Origin of the sequence: Streptomyces glaucus (assembly GCF_039533365.1) — a bacterium.
Taxonomy (GTDB): domain Bacteria; phylum Actinomycetota; class Actinomycetes; order Streptomycetales; family Streptomycetaceae; genus Streptomyces; species Streptomyces glaucus.
In genome coordinates, this window is sequence record NZ_BAAATK010000007.1 from 92,054 (window position 1) to 107,158 (window position 15,105).

Sequence of the window (15,105 nt, forward strand, 5' to 3'; positions counted from 1 at the left end):
AGCCGGGGCCGGCTCCCCGTGGTCTCAATTGGCGCCGCTCGACGTGCTGTTGCGTGCAGTGTGCCATGACCCTTCACCGAGTCACACAGCACTCTGCAATTTTCAGAGTGACACTTGCCAAGTGTTCGAGACGGGGCGATAGTGGCAAGCGTGATTCCGCCCGCGCCCTTAGGAACAGACGCCGCCGCAGGCCGTCCCGGCCTCGGTGCCGCGACGGGAGCCGGTCCCGCCGGGGCCACCGCCCAGCGCCGGTTCCGCTTCGAACTGGCCGCTCACCCGGGCTCTCCCGCACAGGCCAGACGTCTGACGCGCGCCCGGCTGTCCGGCTGGTCGGTGTGCGAGGACACCTGCGACACCGCGGCCCTGGTGGTCTCCGAGCTGGTCACCAACGCGATCGTGCACACCGCGAGCCGTCACATCGTGTGCGAGCTGCACGACGGTGACGACCTGGTGCGCATAGCCGTGCGCGACGAGGGCTGCGCACCGGGCCGGCCGCAGGCCTCGGCCCGGCAGCGGCCCGAGGAGGAACACGGCAGGGGGCTGCTTCTCGTCGACGCCCTGTGCCGTGCCTGGGGCGCCCAGGAGCAGGGCCCCGGGCTCCTGGTCTGGGCGGACCTCCCCCGCCGGGCCGACGACTCCGGCGGCCCGGCCGGCCCCCGCGACGACCTGGGCTGGGGCGCCCCCGCCAAGCCCGGCACGCCCGGCGGCCCGGGCGACGGGCAGGAGACGCGGAGGCCCCGGGAGGACCGGACACGACGGGAATCGCACGCATCCCCGGAAGACCACGCGCAACGGGAAGCGCGGACGCCCCGGGAGGACCGGGCGCACCGGAAAACGCGGACGCCTCAGGAGGACCGGGCTCAGCGGGAGGAGCGGGAACCTCGGGAGGACCGGACGCACCGGGAAGCCCGGGCGCACCACAGGGCCCAGCCGCACCGGAGGATGCCGGCACGCCAGGAGACGAGGGCCGCATGGGAGTGAGGGCTGCGTCCGGCGGCCGGGCGCTCACCCTGGACACGCTGGTCCGCCTCCGGCGCGGGCAGGGCGGCCCGGCGGCGCCCCGGCGGCTGCCCGTGCCCGAGGGGATGACCACCCCGCTGGGCTTCGACGCGGTGGTGGCGCCCGCCCGCCTGGGCCCGCTGGTGCTGCCCCGGCTGCCGCGCGCGGGATGCGTGTACGCCGACGAGGCGCACTGGTGGTGGATCGTTCCGTCCGACTCCGACTACGCCCTGGAGTGGCCGGCGCCCGCCCGGTACGTCACCGGCGCGGTCCTGCCGGACGCCTCCGACCCGCCCGGTCTGGTCCACCGTTCCGAGGACGCGCTCCCGTACACCCCGCCGATCCCGCTCTACCTGGCCCTGTGCCGGGTCGTCGGGACGGTCCCCACGTGGTCGCGGCCGGTCAGCGCGTAACTTTCCGGCCGGCCGTCCCGCGCGTCCCACCGCCTCGCCCGCCCCCGCGCACCCTCCCCTCACCCCCGCGCACCCTTCCCCCGCCTCCGAGGAGCCCTCCCGCCCCTCCGAGGCCCCCTTCGCGGCCCCCGACCGGCCGCCCGCCGGGCCCCGGACCCCGCTCCCGTCGGCGTGCGCCCGCGCGCTTCGGACTCCCCCGCCTGCGCCCTGCCCAGCGGCCCCCCGCCCCGCGATAGTGGCCGTTCGTCCACGAGCGCGGGAGGTCCACGGTGGGAAAGACACGCGACGCGGGCGCACCCGGAGTGTCCGAGTCCGAGCGGCTGCTGTTCGGCGGTCCGCTGCGCTACGACATGGGCTGGAACCAGCACGCCGACGCGTTCCTGGAACTGAGCTTCCGGGCCATGATCTCCCGGTTGCCGTCCCTGCTGGCCGCCAGCCTCCGGCTCGCCCGGCAGGCCGACCGGCGCGCCACGCGGACCGTGCTGGCCGCCGAGGCGGGCCGGGGCGCGGCGCAGGCGGTGGCCCTGCTCGCGGTCAACAGCGTGCTGGGCCGGCTGATGGCGGACGGCCCGATCGAAGGGCGGCTGCGCGGAGCGGTCCCCGCGCTGGTCACCGTCGCCGCCGTGATGCTGGTCGCGGCGCTGCTGCGGGCCGCGACCACATACGTCACCGGGCGTCTGGAGCCCAAGGTGGAGCGGGTGGCGACCGAGCTGTACCTGGAGCGGGCGGCGGCCGTGGAGCTGTCCGCGATCGAGGACCACGCCTTCCACAAGCTGCTGGACACCGCCCAGTACGGCGCCGCCTCCGCCCGCCGGATGATCATGTACGGGACGCGGGTGATCAACGCGATGATCTCGCTGGTCGCGGCGGCCGGCGTGCTGACCGTGCTGCACCCGGCGCTGTTGCCGCTGCTGGTGACGATGACCCTGCCGAGCGCCTGGAGCGCGCTGACCGTCGCCCGCCGGCGGTACGAGTCCTTCCACGCCTGGGTGCAGCACGCGCGGGCGGGCCGGCTGCTGGGCAACCTGCTGATCGAGCCGGAGGCGGCCCCGGAGATCCGGGTCCACGGGGTGGGCGCGTTCCTGCTGCGGCACTTCCGCGCGATGTCGGAGACGGCGGAGGCCGAGCAGGCCCGGCTGGCCCGGCTGGCGGCCCGTACCGGTCTGATCGCCGCGGCCTGGACGGGCCTGGCGACGGTCGCGACGTACGCCACGCTCGGCGGGCTGCTGCTGGCGGGGGCGATGGCGCTGTCGGTGGCGGGCACGGCGGTGATCGCGATCCGCACCGGTTCGCAGAGCCTCGACACCCTCGTCGTCGAGGTGAACGCGCTGCACGAGGAGGCCCTGTTCGTCGGCGACCTGGAGCGGCTGTACACCGAGGCGGCGGAGCGGGCGATCCCGGCCGGCGGGCAGCCGCTGCCGGAGGATCCGAAGGAGATCCGCTTCGAGAACGTGACGTTCCGCTACCCGGGCGACTCCGCCCGCCCCGCCCTCGACGACATCAGCCTCACCCTCCCCCTCGGCCGGATCGTGGCGCTCGTCGGCGAGAACGGCTCCGGGAAGACGACCCTGGTCAAGCTGCTCGCCGGGCTGTACACCCCGGACCGGGGCCGGATCCTGTGGGACGGGGTCGACGCGGCGACCGCGGACCGGCACCAGATCGCCGAGCGCATCGCGATGGTGGCGCAGGACTTCAAACGGTGGCCGTTCACGGCCCGGGTGAACGTCGCCGTGGGCCGTTCCTCGGCGCCGCTGAGCGAGGAACGCCTGCTGGCCGCGATCGCCGAGGCGGGGGCACAGGACGTGGTGGCCGACCTGCCGCGCGGCCTGGACACGCTGCTGGCCCGCAACTTCAGCGGCGGGCACCAGTTGTCCGGCGGCCAGTGGCAGCGGCTGGGGATCGCCCGTGCCGCGTACCGGCGCGGGCGCATCCTGATCGTCGACGAGCCGACGGCCGCGCTGGACGCCCGGGCCGAGCTGGAGGTCTTCGAGAAGATCCGCGCCCTGGCCGGCAGCGGCCAGACGGTGGTCCTCATCACCCACCGGCTGGCCTCGGTGCGGCACGCCGATCTGGTGCACGTCCTGGACCAGGGGCGGCTCGTGGAGTCGGGCACCCCCGACGAGCTGCTCGCCTCCGGCGGCGTCTACGCGGAGCTGTACTCCCTCCAGGCGGAGCAGTTCACGCGGGTCCCCGCCCCGAAGGCGGGCTGACCCGGCCGGAGCGGACTCACGCGGTGGCGTCGGCCGCGCTGTCGCCGCTGCGGACGATCACCAGGAACATGTCCGTCGCGAGGTCCATGACCACCTCGGCGGGCAGGCCCTCCAGACGCCGCGCGTGCGCGAACTCCTCCGCCGGCCACGACCCGCGCGGCCCTCCGGCGGGAAAGCGTTCGAGCACCGTTCGCCCGTTCACCCTGCACCTCCCTGTAGCGATGTCCTCGTAGAGTTAAACGTCAACCATGGGGTGAACGCCTCGCGAAGTGACGGTACTGAGACGTAGTTGACACCTGTTCACCCCCACGTGTGAGAAACGTCTCGGCTCATTGACCGTTTTCCTCACCCTCGGTAACGCGACGGGTACCGGTCGTTGCGGTGGGTGCGCTCATTTCCCGCAGGCCCCCCGGGAGCCGACACGCGCCCCTCGGGTTCTCCCCTCCGCCCGGGGCGCCCGCCCTGCGACGGGTGCCGCGCGCGAGGGCGGCGAGGTCGTGCGCGGGCCGGGGCACGGACCGGTGAGGGCCACGGGGATGCCCCGGCCCGGCTGCCCGCCTGCCCCCGGCCCGGGGATCCGCCCGTCCGGCCGCCCGCCCGGTCAGCCGTCCGTCCGGCTACCCGGCGAGCGGCGGTTCCGGCAGCCGCGGTCCCAGGCGCTCGCGCCGGTGGGCGAGCTCGTCCCGCAGTTCGGCGAGCCGCTCGACGTGCCGGGGCGTGAGCCGGCCGGTGTCGTCGAGGTGGACGGCGCAGGCGGTGGTGGTGTCGACGAGCCGTTCGAGGACGGCGGCCACCTCGTCCGCGCCCTCGGCGTGCCGGGCGAGCGCGGGGAGCTCGGCACCGGCGAGGGCGATGGCGCCACGGGCCTCGGCGAGCGCGCGGTAGGCCTCGCGGCGCAGCCGCCAGCGGGTGGCGCGGTCGTCGGACTCGCTCAGCACGTGGGCCAGGTAGGCCCGGGCGGCGCCGCCCGCCGCCGCGAGCCGGGCGCGTACGCCCCCGCCGTGCCGCCCCGGCACCGGCAGATGCCCGACGATCAGCACGATGGCGCAGGCCAGCAGGGTCTCGCCGATCCGGGCGGCGGAGGCCTGCGGCTCCCCGCCGGCCATCACCAGGGCCAGGACCAGCACGGTGACGACGGCGGTCTGGGCGGCGAAGTGCCGGGTGGCGACGGGGATCAGCGCGCCGCTGACGGCGACGAGCGCGATCAGTCCGTCCGGCCGGGGCAGCACCGCGGCGAACCCGGCGAAGAGGAGGGCCCCGAGCACGGTCCCGGCCGCGCGGCACAGCACGCGCGAGACGAGGGGCCCGAGATCGGGCTTGACCAGGAAGACGACGGTGGCGGGGAGCCAGTACCAGTGCGCGTGCTGCCCGTACCAGCGGGCGTGGTGCAGGACCTGGGCGACGGCGGCCCCGGCACCGAAGCACAGCGCGACGCGCAGCCCGTACTCCCGCCCGGCGGCGCCGGCAACGGTGCGGGCGAGGGAGCCGAGGGACCGCCTGCGGGTGTGCAGGTCGCCGCCCGCGGCCCGGTCGAAGGCCTCCGTGCGGTCCAGGAGGGCGTCGTCGAGGGCGCGCAGGGCGGGCGCCGAGCGGGCGGGGGCGGGCAGCGGCCCGCTGTGCGTGTTGCCGCGTACGGCGACGGCCAGACGCCGGGGCCCCGCCCAGGCGCGGGCGGGCACGGCGCCGGCCGCCCAGGCGAGCCCGGCGGCGACCCCGGCGAGAGGCAGCGCGGCGGCGTACTGCGCGTGCAGCCGCCGCTCGGCCGCGGCGGAGGCGTACCGCCGCAGCCGGGGCCCGGCCAGCGCGTCCTGCGCGTGGTCGAGGGCGGCGGTGAGCGCGGCGCGGCGCCGGGTGGCGTCGGGCCCGCCGGCGGCGGCGAGGAGCGCGGCGATCGCGTCGTACACGCGGGCCACCGCCTCCCGCTCCCCGGCGAACCGGAAGTCGCGGGCGGGCGAGCCGGGCGTCGGCAGCGCCAGCCGCAGCGCCAGCAGCCATCCGGCTCCCGCGAGGAAGGCGAGCGCCCGTTCCCACCCGGGGTCCGGCAGCGGCATCCCGGCTCCCACGGCGGCGGCGACGAGCAGTTGCGTCCCCGCCGCGGAGGCCACGGGCCCGGCGGCGCTGACGCCGCCGCCGACGAACCCGAGCCCGGTGAACAGCAGGGTCAGCGGTACGGCCCCCATGTGCTGACCGGCATACGTCCCGGCGAGCAAACCGAGGGCGCCCGCCAGCGCGGGCGTCCCGATCCGCTCGACACAGGCCCGCCGGCCGCCCGGCCGGTCGTTGATCCCGGCGAACAGGGCGGCGACGGCGGCGACGACGCCGAGGGAGGCGCGGCCGGCCAGGACGGCGACCAGGAGCAGCGGCCCGGCGGCCAGCGCCCCCCGCGTGACCGCGCTCCAGGGGACGGGTCCGCGCTGCACGCGCAGGGGGTGGGCGAGCCAGGGCGGGAGTGCGGGGGCGGCGCTGCGGGACACGGGGCTCCTGTCGTCCGGCCGGGGGCGTGACGTGCTGTCGGGCGACGGTGACCGGGCGGTGGGCTCCACCGTAGGTGCGGAAAGGCAGACGGAGGGAACGCGGCTGTTTCGCCGAGGTGACGCTCGGCCGCCGGTCGGCGCGGACCTGCCCGTGCCCCGTGACCGCGCGCCGCCGGGCACGGGCGGGGCCGCGCCGGCCGGGCGGCCCCCGGCAGGGCGGCTCCCGGCAGGGCGGTGCGGGCGGAGCTCCGTCCGCACCGCCGCCGCCGAAGCCGCGGCAACCTTTCCGGCCCCGGCGGCCACTGACGGTCCGAAAGCGCGCGTTCCCCCGAACCACGTAAGGACCCGCCCGTGGCATCCCCCTCCCACCGCCGCCCCCGCCGCACGCGGCGCACCGCCGTGGTCTGCGCCGTCGCCGCGGCCACCGCCGGGCTCCTCGTGTCCCTGGCGGTGGCGTTCCGCCCTGCCGGCGGGCCGGACACCGTGCGGGTCGCGGCCCCGCCCGCCACCGCCACCCGGCAGAGCGCCCCGTCCGCGGCGACGGAGCCGATACCGTCCGCGGCGTCCCCGGCCCCGGCGCCCGCCACCGGCACCCCGGCGCCGGCCGCGACCACCGCGTCGGCGCGGCCGTCGCCCGCCGGCACCCCCACCCCCGCCGCACGTCCGGCCGCCGCGGCGCCGCTGGCCGGGAGGATCGAGCCCGGGGCCGTCCGCGACGGGGTCGCCACCCACTACGACGCCGACGGCGACGGGGCCTGCCTGTACGGCCCGAGCCGCGACCTCATGGTCGCGGCGATGAACACCGCCGACTACGAGACGTCCAAGGCGTGCGGGGCGTACGTGCTCGTCCGCGCGGGCGGCGCCTCCGTCACGGTCCGGATCACCGACGAGTGCCCCCTGCCCTGCGCACCCGGACAACTCGACCTCGGCAAGCAGGCCTTCGCCGAGCTCGCCGATCTGTCCGCCGGCCGGATCGCGGTCACCTGGAGCCTGGTGAGCCCCGGCACGTCCGGGACGATCTCCCTCCGCTACAAGACCGGCTCCAGCAGTCACTGGTGCGGCATCCAGGCGATCGGCCACCGCAACCCGCTGGCCCGGCTGGAGGTCGGCACCGGCGGCGGCTGGCGCCGGCTGACCCGCACCGAGTACAACTACTTCCTCTCCCCCGACGGCGCCGGCTGCGGCGGCCCCGTCAGGCTCACCGACATCTACGGGGAGCAGCTGACCGTCGACGGCATCCCCGTGCGGCCGGACGTCGTCCAGCCGGCCCGCGTCCAGTTCGCCCGGCACTGACGCGGTGCCGTCCGCCGGCGGCCCCGCTCCCGGCGACCGGGTCCGCGGCCGGGCGGGTGCGGGGGCCGCGGGGAAGCGCGCTCCTCCCCGTCAGCGCCGCCGGGCCGCCTCCACGGCCCGCCCCAGAAGCGCCCCGGCCCCGGCCACGGCCCGGGCCAGCCCCTCCGGATCGGGCGTCAGACCGCCCACGAGGGCGTCGACTTCGGCCAGCCCGGCCCGCCCGACGAGCCCCTTCTCGTTCGTCACCCACTCCCCGCGCGCCGCCAGCACCGCGTGCGCGGTCTGCGTCGCGGCCACCGCGACGGCGCCCGCGACCTGGGCGAGGGCGCCCTTCGGGGCGTGGCCGGCCTCGGCGTAGGAGAGGGTGGCGGCGGCCAGGCCGTGCCAGTGCGCGGGAGCGGACTCGCGCAGGGCCGGCGGATAGGCGGCCGGGCGGGGCAGCGCGCCCCGCAGCACCCGGTTGACGGCGAGTTCGGCGACGACCAGGTAGCTGGGGATGCCGGCCAGGTGGAACAGCAGCGGCTCGACGCGGAAGCGGCCCGCCTCCGCCTCCGCCAGTTCGTGCTCCACCACGTCGAGGTCGCGGTAGTGGACGTCGACCCGCCGCCCGTCGATCGTCAGCCACGCGCCGCCGTTGAAGACGCCGCCGCCCCAGTCGCCGATCCCCGAGACCTCGCCCTCCCAGCCGACGGCGCGCAGATCGGCGGGGTCGAAGCCGCCCCGGTAGTAGACCGCCAGGTCCCAGTCGCTGTCGGGCCGCTCGGTGCCCTGGGCGCGGGAGCCGCCGAGAGCGACGGCCCGGACGCCGGGGAGCGCGGCGAGGCGGTCGGCGACGGCGTCGAGGAAGGCGGCGTGGTCCGCGGACGAGGGCACTGTACGGCTCCGGCGTCGAGGGGGGCGGGGCATCGTCACCGGAAGCGTACGGCGGTGCGGCGGCGCCTCACCACCCGCTCCGCGACGCGCGGCGCACCGTGCCCGGAAACGGCCCCGGCCGCCGGCCGGGGCGGCAGGAGCCGGGCCTCCTCGGGGCGCGGGGGCGCCCGGCCCGGTTCCCGGCAGGCCCCGGCCCGTCGGCTACTCGGCGTACCGGTCCGTCGCCGCCACCAGCGCCTCCGGCACCCCCGGCTCCCCCGCGCCGTGCCGGGCGTCGTCGACGACGATCAGCTCGCTGCCGGGCCAGGCGTGGTGGAGCCGCCAGACGACGCCGAGCAGGTTGCCGAAGTCGAGACTGCCCTGCACCAGCGTGCCGGGGATGCCCCGGAGGAGGTGGGCGTCGCGCAGGACGACGCCCTCGTCGTTCCCCTCGCCGAGGAAGTGGCCGTTGCCGAAGTAGTGGGTGACCGTGCGGGCGAAGCCCAGCCGGAAGACGGGGTCCTCGTAGCGCGCCACCGAGCGCGGCGGCGCCGGGACGATCGCCGTCTCCCAGTCCGTCCAGGCCCGGGCCGCCCGCGCCCGCACCTCGGGGTCGGGCGACTCCAGCAGCCGGTTGTACGCGGCGGCGAGGTCGCCGTCGCGCTCGTCCGGGGGCAGCGCGGCGAGGAACCGTTCGAAGGCCTCCGGGAAGATCTTCCCCAGCCCTCTGGTCAGCAGCTCCACCTCCGCGGCGGAGCCGGTCGCGACCCCGGTGAGGACCAGCTCGGACACGACCCCGGGGTGCGTCTGCGCGTACCGCAGTCCCAGCACCGACCCCCACGAGCCGCCCCACACCAGCCACCGCTCGACGCCCAGGTGACGCCGCAGCAGCTCCAGGTCGGCCAGGAGACGGGCGGTGGTGTTGACGCTCATGTCGGTCTCGTGCGCGCTCGCGTGCGGTGTCGAACGCCCGCACCCCCGCTGGTCGAACAGCACGATCCGGTACGCCTCCGGGTCGAAGAACCTCCGGAAGTACGGCGTGCAGCCCGACCCGGGCCCGCCGTGCAGCACCACCGCGGGCTTGCCGCGCGGATTCCCGCAGGTCTCCCAGTACACGCGGTTGCCGTCACCGACGTCGAGCATGCCGTGCGCGTACGGTTCGGTCTCCGGATACAGGCCCATCCGCGCAACGTAACGCTCCCGCGGCCCTCCCGTCGCTCCCTTTACGGCCCGTCGTCCCCTTTACAGCCCGTCGCCCCCTCTACGGCCGGGCCGGGGGGCGGGGCCGGGGTCCCGTGGGGCAGTCCCGCCGCCCCGGCCGCCGTGCGCAGCACCTCCCGCAGCATCGCGGGGGTGAGCCGGCCCGTGAACGTGTTGCGCTGGCTGACGTGGAAGCACCCGAAGAGGTCGAGGCCGTCGAGGCGGACCCGCGCCCCGTGCGCGAAGGCGGGCCGGGGCCTCGGCACGGTCCACCCCGCCGCGGCGAAGGCGGGCAGCGCGGCCTGCCAGCCGAAGGCGCCGAGCACGACCGCGGCCCGCAGCGTCGGCCGCAGCAGCCGCAGCTCCTGCACGAGCCAGGGGCGGCAGGTGTCCCGCTCCCCGGGGGTGGGCTTGTTGGCGGGCGGGGCGCAGTGCACCGGCGCGGTGACGCGGACACCGTACAGCTCCAGGCCGTCGTCGGCGGCGACGGAGGCGGGCTGCGAGGCGAGTCCCACGTCGTGGAGCGCCTGGTACAGCACGTCCCCGGAGCGGTCCCCGGTGAACATCCGGCCCGTGCGGTTCCCGCCGTGCGCCGCCGGGGCGAGCCCGACGATCAGCAGCCGGGCGTCCGCCGGCCCGAATCCCGGCACCGGCCGGCCCCAGTACCTCCAGTCCGCGAAGGCGGCCCGCCGGGTGCGCGCCACCTCCTCGCGCCAGGCGACCAGCCGGGGGCAGGCCCGGCAGTCCGCGATGCGCCGGTCGAGCCCGGCCAGCCCGGCGGGTCCGGCGGGTCCGGCGGAGTCGGCGGGTCCGTGGGGTCCGGTGGCGTCCATGTCTCAACCGTAGAGCCCCGCGACGCGGCCCGGAGGACTGCGAACGCACAGCTCAGGAGGGGAACCGCGCCCGGGAGCCGGCCACCGGCCCGCCCCGTCCCCGCGTCCGGCCGCTCCGGGAGGGCCGCCCGGAGGCTAAGGTCGGGGGCATGGCTTCCGAGCGTGACCAGGACACAGGCGGCATGGGCGGGGACGGGACCGGGGACGCGACGGCCGTCGACCCCAAGGTCGCCGCCGCGGTGGCCGCCGCCGAGGCGGCCGCCCCGAAGAACGGCGAGAACGTCCGCATCGACAGCTGGATCTGGGCCGTACGCCTGGTCAAGACCCGCTCCCTCGGCGCGACCGCCTGCCGGGGCGGTCACGTCCGGGTCAACGGCGAGCGGGTGAAGCCCGCGCACTCCGTGCGCATCGGCGACGAGGTGCGGCTGCGACACGAGGGCCGCGAACGGATCGTCGTCGTCAAGCGGCTGATCCGCAAGCGGGTCGGCGCCCCGGTGGCCGCCCAGTGCTACGTCGACAACTCCCCGCCGCCCCCGCCCCGCGAGGCGGTCGCCCCGATCGGCATCCGCGACCGCGGCGCGGGCCGCCCGACCAAGCGGGACCGCCGCGAGCTGGAACGTCTGCGCGGGCTGGAGATCATGCGGGGACCCGGGGGCCGTCCCGAAGCCCGCTGACCGCCCGTGAAAGGGCGCGGGATCGGGCGCCGGCCGGCGCTCAGGAGTCGAAGCGGGCCCGCTGCAGGTACTGCGGGTTGGGGTCCAGCGCGGCGGCCAGGCGGAAGTGGCGCCGGGCCTGGTCGGGGCGCCCTTGGCGCTCGTAGGTGCGGGCGAGCGCGAAGTGCGCGAACGCGTTGTCCGGCTCCCGCTCCAGGACGATGGTGAACTCCAGCTCGGCGGGCCGGAGCTGGGCGGCGGCGAAGAAGGCCCGCGCGCGCAGCAGCCGCGCCGCGGTGTTCTCCGGGTGGGCGGCGATGACTCCGTCGAGCAGCTTCACCGCGCCCCGCGGGTCCCGCGCGGCGAGCAGTCGCTCGGCGGCACGGAAGTCGATGACGTGCGTCTCCGGGGTGCGTCCGGTCGAACCGCTGGTCTCGGGCACGGCAGAGTCCTTCCCTTGCTGACCGGATTCAACGCCCGCGGGAAGGGGCGCTATTCCCGGGGCGAGCTCGCCCGGCGGACCAGCTCGGCCCAGACCTCCCGCACGCGCCGCTCCAGCTGCTCCAGCGGTACGTCGTTGTCGATCACGATGTCCGCGATCTCCCGGCGCCGCTCGCGCGTCGCCTGCGCGGCCATGCGCGCGCGTGCGTCCTCCTCGGTCATGCCGCGCAGCCGGACCAGCCGGTCGAGCTGGGTGGCGGGATCGGCGTCGACGACGACCACGACGTCGTACAGCGGTGCCAGGCCGTTCTCCGTGAGGAGCGGGACGTCGTGGACGACGACGGCGTCCTCGGCGGCGGCCTGTTCCAGCTCGCGGGAGCGGGCGCCCACCAGGGGGTGCACGATCGAGTTCAGGACGGCCAGCTTCTCCGGGTCGGAGAACACGATCGAGCCCAGCCTGGGCCGGTCCAGGCTGCCGTCCCCGGTGAGCACCTCCTTGCCGAAGGCGTCGACGACCGCGGCGAGACCGGGCGTGCCCGGTGCCACGACCTCGCGTGCGATGCGGTCCGCGTCGATCAGCACGGCTCCGCACTCCACGAGCAGCCGCGACACCTCGCTCTTGCCGGCGCCGATCCCGCCGGTCAGGCCCACCTTCAGCATGGACGGAAGCTTAGGGCCCGGCGCCGGCCGGGCGTCCGGCGGGACCGGGCCGGCCGGGAGGCCGCCGGTCCCCCGGCTCGCCGGCCTCCGGCTCGGGGGCTATCCCCCGGTTCGGGGGCTAGTTGTCGCCTTCCCGCTCCGCCAGGAACTTCTCGAACTCGCGTCCGATCTCGTCCGCGGACGGGATGTCGACGGGCTCGGCGAGCATGTTGCCCCGGGTCTCGGCCCCGGCGGCGGCGTCGTACTGGTGCTCCAGGCCCTGGACGAGCGCGGTGAGCTCCTCGTCCCCCTCCCGGATCTGCCGCTCGATCTCCAGCTGCGTGCGGTACGCGTCGGTGCGCAGCGCGTGCGCGATGCCGGGCAGGACCAGGCCGGTGGCCGCCGTGATGGCCTCCAGGACGGTCAGCGCCGCGTCCGGGTAGGGGGAGCGGGCGATGTAGTGCGGCACGTGCGCCGCGACGCCCAGGACGTCCTGTCCGGCCTCCATCAGCCGGTACTCGACGAGGGACTCGGCGCTGCCGGGCACCTGCGCCTCCTCGAAGGGGCTGCGGTGCCCCGGGACGAGGTCGGTGCGGTTGCCGTGGGGGGTGAGGCCGACGGGGCGGGTGTGCGGCACGCCCATGGGGATGCCGTGGAAGTTCACGGACAGGCGGACGCCGAGCCGCTGGACGATCTGCTGGACGGCCGCGGCGAACCGCTCCCACTCCACGTCCGGCTCGGGTCCGGACAGCAGCAGGAAGGGCGCTCCGGTGGCGTCCTGGACGAGCCGCACCTCGATGGCGGGCTCCTCGTAGCCGGTCCAGCGGTCGCGTTTGAAGGTGAGCAGCGGGCGACGCGCGCGGTAGTCCACGAGCCGGTCGTGGTCGAACCGGGCGACGACCTGGTGGGGCAGCGAGTCGAGCATCCGGTCGACGATCTGGTCGCCGGTCTCACCCGCGTCGATGTATCCGTCGAAGTGGTAGAGCATGACAAGTCCGGCCGATTCCTGGGCGAGCGCCATGTCGACGACGGCAAGCCCCTTCGGCTCCCATGCGTACAAACCCTGCGGATCAAGCACTGTGACCGCTCCTCCTCGTGTCCGTACCGAACAACATGATCAGGGGTGCGGGCATTCCCCTCCCCCGCCCCTGGTCAGGCTCTCCCCACCCGCGTTTCCTGTGCCGTCGCGGTGCGTGACGGATCGCGGCGGCCGCACGCGCGCGCGGAGGGGACGCGGCCCCGGTCCCGCCGCGGACACCGGTGGACGCGGACGCGCCGAGGGCCCGTACCCCACGGGGGGTACGGGCCCTCGGTCATCGGCCGGGTCTCAGCGGCTGAGGCTCCCTGCGGAGGGGATCAGCTCTGGCCGCCGGCCAGCTTCTCGCGCAGCGCGGCCAGCGCCTCGTCCGAGGCCAGGGCGCCGGAGCTGTCGCCGCCCTCGGAGGAGTACGAACCGCCGGACGCGGCCGGAGCGGCGGCCTCGCCACCCTCGGCAGCGGCCTGGGCGTCCGCCTCGCGGGACTTGATGACCTGCGCCTGGTGCTGCTCGAAGCGGGCCTGCGCCTCGGCGTACTGGCGCTCCCACTCCTCGCGCTGCTTCTCGTAGCCCGGCAGCCAGTCGTTGGTCTCCGGGTCGAAGCCCTCGGGGTAGATGTAGTTGCCCTGGTCGTCGTAGGACGCGGCCATGCCGTACAGGGTCGGGTCGAACTCGACAGCGGTCGGGTCGGCACCGAAGGACTCGTTGGCCTGCTTCAGGGACAGCGAGATCCGGCGACGCTCCAGGTCGATGTCGATGACCTTGACGAAGATCTCGTCGTTGACCTGGACGACCTGCTCCGGGATCTCCACGTGGCGCTCGGCCAGCTCGGAGATGTGGACCAGACCCTCGATGCCCTCGTCCACGCGGACGAACGCACCGAACGGAACCAGCTTCGTGACCTTGCCGGGCACGACCTGGCCGATCTGGTGGGTGCGGGCGAACTGCTGCCACGGGTCTTCCTGGGTCGCCTTCAGCGACAGGGAGACGCGCTCGCGGTCCATGTCGACGTCGAGGACCTCGACGGTGACCTCCTGGCCCACCTCGACGACCTCGGACGGGTGGTCGATGTGCTTCCAGGACAGCTCGGAGACGTGGACCAGACCGTCGACACCACCCAGGTCCACGAAGGCACCGAAGTTGACGATGGAGGACACGACACCAGACCGCACCTGGCCCTTCTGGAGGGTGGTGAGGAAGGTCTGGCGGACCTCGGACTGGGTCTGCTCCAGCCAGGCACGGCGGGACAGGACCACGTTGTTGCGGTTCTTGTCCAGCTCGATGATCTTCGCCTCGAGCTCCTTGCCCACGTAGGGCTGGAGGTCGCGGACGCGGCGCATCTCGACCAGGGAGGCCGGGAGGAAGCCGCGGAGGCCGATGTCGAGGATGAGACCACCCTTGACGACCTCGATGACGGTACCGGTGACGATGCCGTCCTCTTCCTTGATCTTCTCGATGGTGCCCCAGGCACGCTCGTACTGGGCGCGCTTCTTCGAGAGGATCAGGCGGCCTTCCTTGTCCTCCTTCTGGAGGACCAGGGCCTCGATCTCGTCGCCGACGGCGACGACCTCGTTCGGGTCGACGTCGTGCTTGATCGAGAGTTCGCGGCTCGGGATGACACCTTCGGTCTTGTAACCGATGTCGAGCAGGACCTCGTCCCGGTCGACCTTCACGATGACGCCGTCGACGATGTCGCCGTCGTTGAAGTACTTGATCGTCTCGTCGATCGCTGCGAGGAACGCTTCCTCGTTACCGATGTCGTTGACCGCTACCTGCGGGGTGGAAGCGGTGGTCTCGGTGCTGCTCGTCATGTGGAAAAGGGCTCCGGTACGGACATTGAAGTCGTAGGTACTGCTCACGCTGGAGCCCGTTTCGCTCTGCAGAAGCCGGACAGCCAAGGAAGCGCCTCACCAGAGAACTGGTGATGGCGCCTCGACAACCGAGGGGACATACAACAGATGCGAGCGCAGCCTGCTACGTCTGAGGTGCGCAGGCCCGCAGCGCAACTTGTAGCATACGGGGGCAGCCGGGCGGGGTCAATGCGCGAAGCCGCACACCCGGG

At 75.3% G+C, this 15,105-nt stretch carries 13 protein-coding genes and 1 pseudogene; 5 read left to right on the plus strand and 9 right to left on the minus strand.

The features are described from left to right. Positions 1–141: 141 nt before the first annotated feature. The 3 genes and pseudogenes from ABD363_RS07690 to ABD363_RS07700 form a co-directional block, all read left to right on the plus strand. A pseudogene (locus tag ABD363_RS07690) lies at positions 142–759 on the plus strand (ATP-binding protein); the annotation flags it as partial. 212 nt (positions 760–971) lie between these two features. Then, on the plus strand, positions 972–1,412 hold the full coding sequence (locus ABD363_RS07695) for a hypothetical protein (RefSeq protein WP_344600971.1): 441 nt from the start codon (positions 972–974) through the stop codon (positions 1,410–1,412). Between the two features lie 269 nt (positions 1,413–1,681). Further along, the gene (locus ABD363_RS07700) at positions 1,682–3,622 is read left to right on the plus strand and encodes an ABC transporter ATP-binding protein (RefSeq protein ID WP_344600973.1); all 1,941 of its coding nucleotides are present in this window, start codon (positions 1,682–1,684) and stop codon (positions 3,620–3,622) included. A gap of 16 nt (positions 3,623–3,638) precedes the next feature. Here ABD363_RS07700 and ABD363_RS07705 read toward each other — a convergent pair whose 3' ends face one another. Next, the gene (locus ABD363_RS07705) at positions 3,639–3,824 is read right to left on the minus strand and encodes a hypothetical protein (protein ID WP_344600975.1); all 186 of its coding nucleotides are present in this window, start codon (positions 3,822–3,824) and stop codon (positions 3,639–3,641) included. Between the two features lie 415 nt (positions 3,825–4,239). Further along, positions 4,240–6,096: an FUSC family protein gene (locus ABD363_RS07710; RefSeq protein WP_344600977.1), complete on the minus strand. Its 1,857-nt coding sequence runs from the start codon at positions 6,094–6,096 to the stop codon at positions 4,240–4,242. Between the two features lie 351 nt (positions 6,097–6,447). Here ABD363_RS07710 and ABD363_RS07715 point away from each other — a divergent pair, with 351 nt between their 5' ends. Next, positions 6,448–7,389, plus strand: a complete 942-nt coding sequence (locus ABD363_RS07715; protein WP_344600979.1) for an expansin EXLX1 family cellulose-binding protein — start codon at positions 6,448–6,450, stop codon at positions 7,387–7,389. Between the two features lie 90 nt (positions 7,390–7,479). On the opposite strand, the gene ABD363_RS07720 is transcribed toward ABD363_RS07715, so the two are convergent. From ABD363_RS07720 to ABD363_RS07730, 3 genes are all read right to left on the minus strand, one after another. Further along, entirely contained in the window at positions 7,480–8,295 is an 816-nt protein-coding gene (locus tag ABD363_RS07720) for a nucleotidyltransferase family protein (protein WP_425577951.1), read from the minus strand. Between the two features lie 168 nt (positions 8,296–8,463). Then, positions 8,464–9,423 (minus strand): prolyl aminopeptidase, encoded by a 960-nt coding sequence (gene pip, locus ABD363_RS07725; RefSeq protein WP_344600983.1) that lies wholly within the window; start codon positions 9,421–9,423, stop codon positions 8,464–8,466. A gap of 41 nt (positions 9,424–9,464) precedes the next feature. Beyond that, on the minus strand, positions 9,465–10,274 hold the full coding sequence (locus ABD363_RS07730; protein ID WP_344600985.1) for a uracil-DNA glycosylase: 810 nt from the start codon (positions 10,272–10,274) through the stop codon (positions 9,465–9,467). Positions 10,275–10,423: 149 nt separating this feature from the next. Between ABD363_RS07730 and ABD363_RS07735 the strand changes: the two genes are divergently transcribed. Continuing rightward, the gene (locus ABD363_RS07735; RefSeq protein WP_344600987.1) at positions 10,424–10,948 is read left to right on the plus strand and encodes an RNA-binding S4 domain-containing protein; all 525 of its coding nucleotides are present in this window, start codon (positions 10,424–10,426) and stop codon (positions 10,946–10,948) included. A 40-nt stretch (positions 10,949–10,988) separates the two neighbouring features. On the opposite strand, the gene ABD363_RS07740 is transcribed toward ABD363_RS07735, so the two are convergent. The 4 genes from ABD363_RS07740 to rpsA form a co-directional block, all read right to left on the minus strand. After that, complete coding sequence (locus ABD363_RS07740) at positions 10,989–11,369, minus strand: tetratricopeptide repeat protein (RefSeq protein WP_344600989.1); 381 nt, start codon at positions 11,367–11,369, stop codon at positions 10,989–10,991. Between the two features lie 50 nt (positions 11,370–11,419). Beyond that, positions 11,420–12,028 carry a dephospho-CoA kinase gene (gene coaE / locus ABD363_RS07745; protein ID WP_344600991.1) on the minus strand — a complete coding sequence of 203 codons (609 nt, stop codon included), beginning with the start codon at positions 12,026–12,028 and terminating at the stop codon, positions 11,420–11,422. A gap of 118 nt (positions 12,029–12,146) precedes the next feature. Further along, the gene (locus ABD363_RS07750) at positions 12,147–13,085 is read right to left on the minus strand and encodes a PAC2 family protein (protein ID WP_344600992.1); all 939 of its coding nucleotides are present in this window, start codon (positions 13,083–13,085) and stop codon (positions 12,147–12,149) included. A 278-nt stretch (positions 13,086–13,363) separates the two neighbouring features. After that, positions 13,364–14,854, minus strand: coding sequence for a 30S ribosomal protein S1 (gene rpsA, locus ABD363_RS07755; RefSeq protein WP_344600994.1), 1,491 nt, complete (start codon positions 14,852–14,854; stop codon positions 13,364–13,366). Positions 14,855–15,105: the final 251 nt, after the last annotated feature.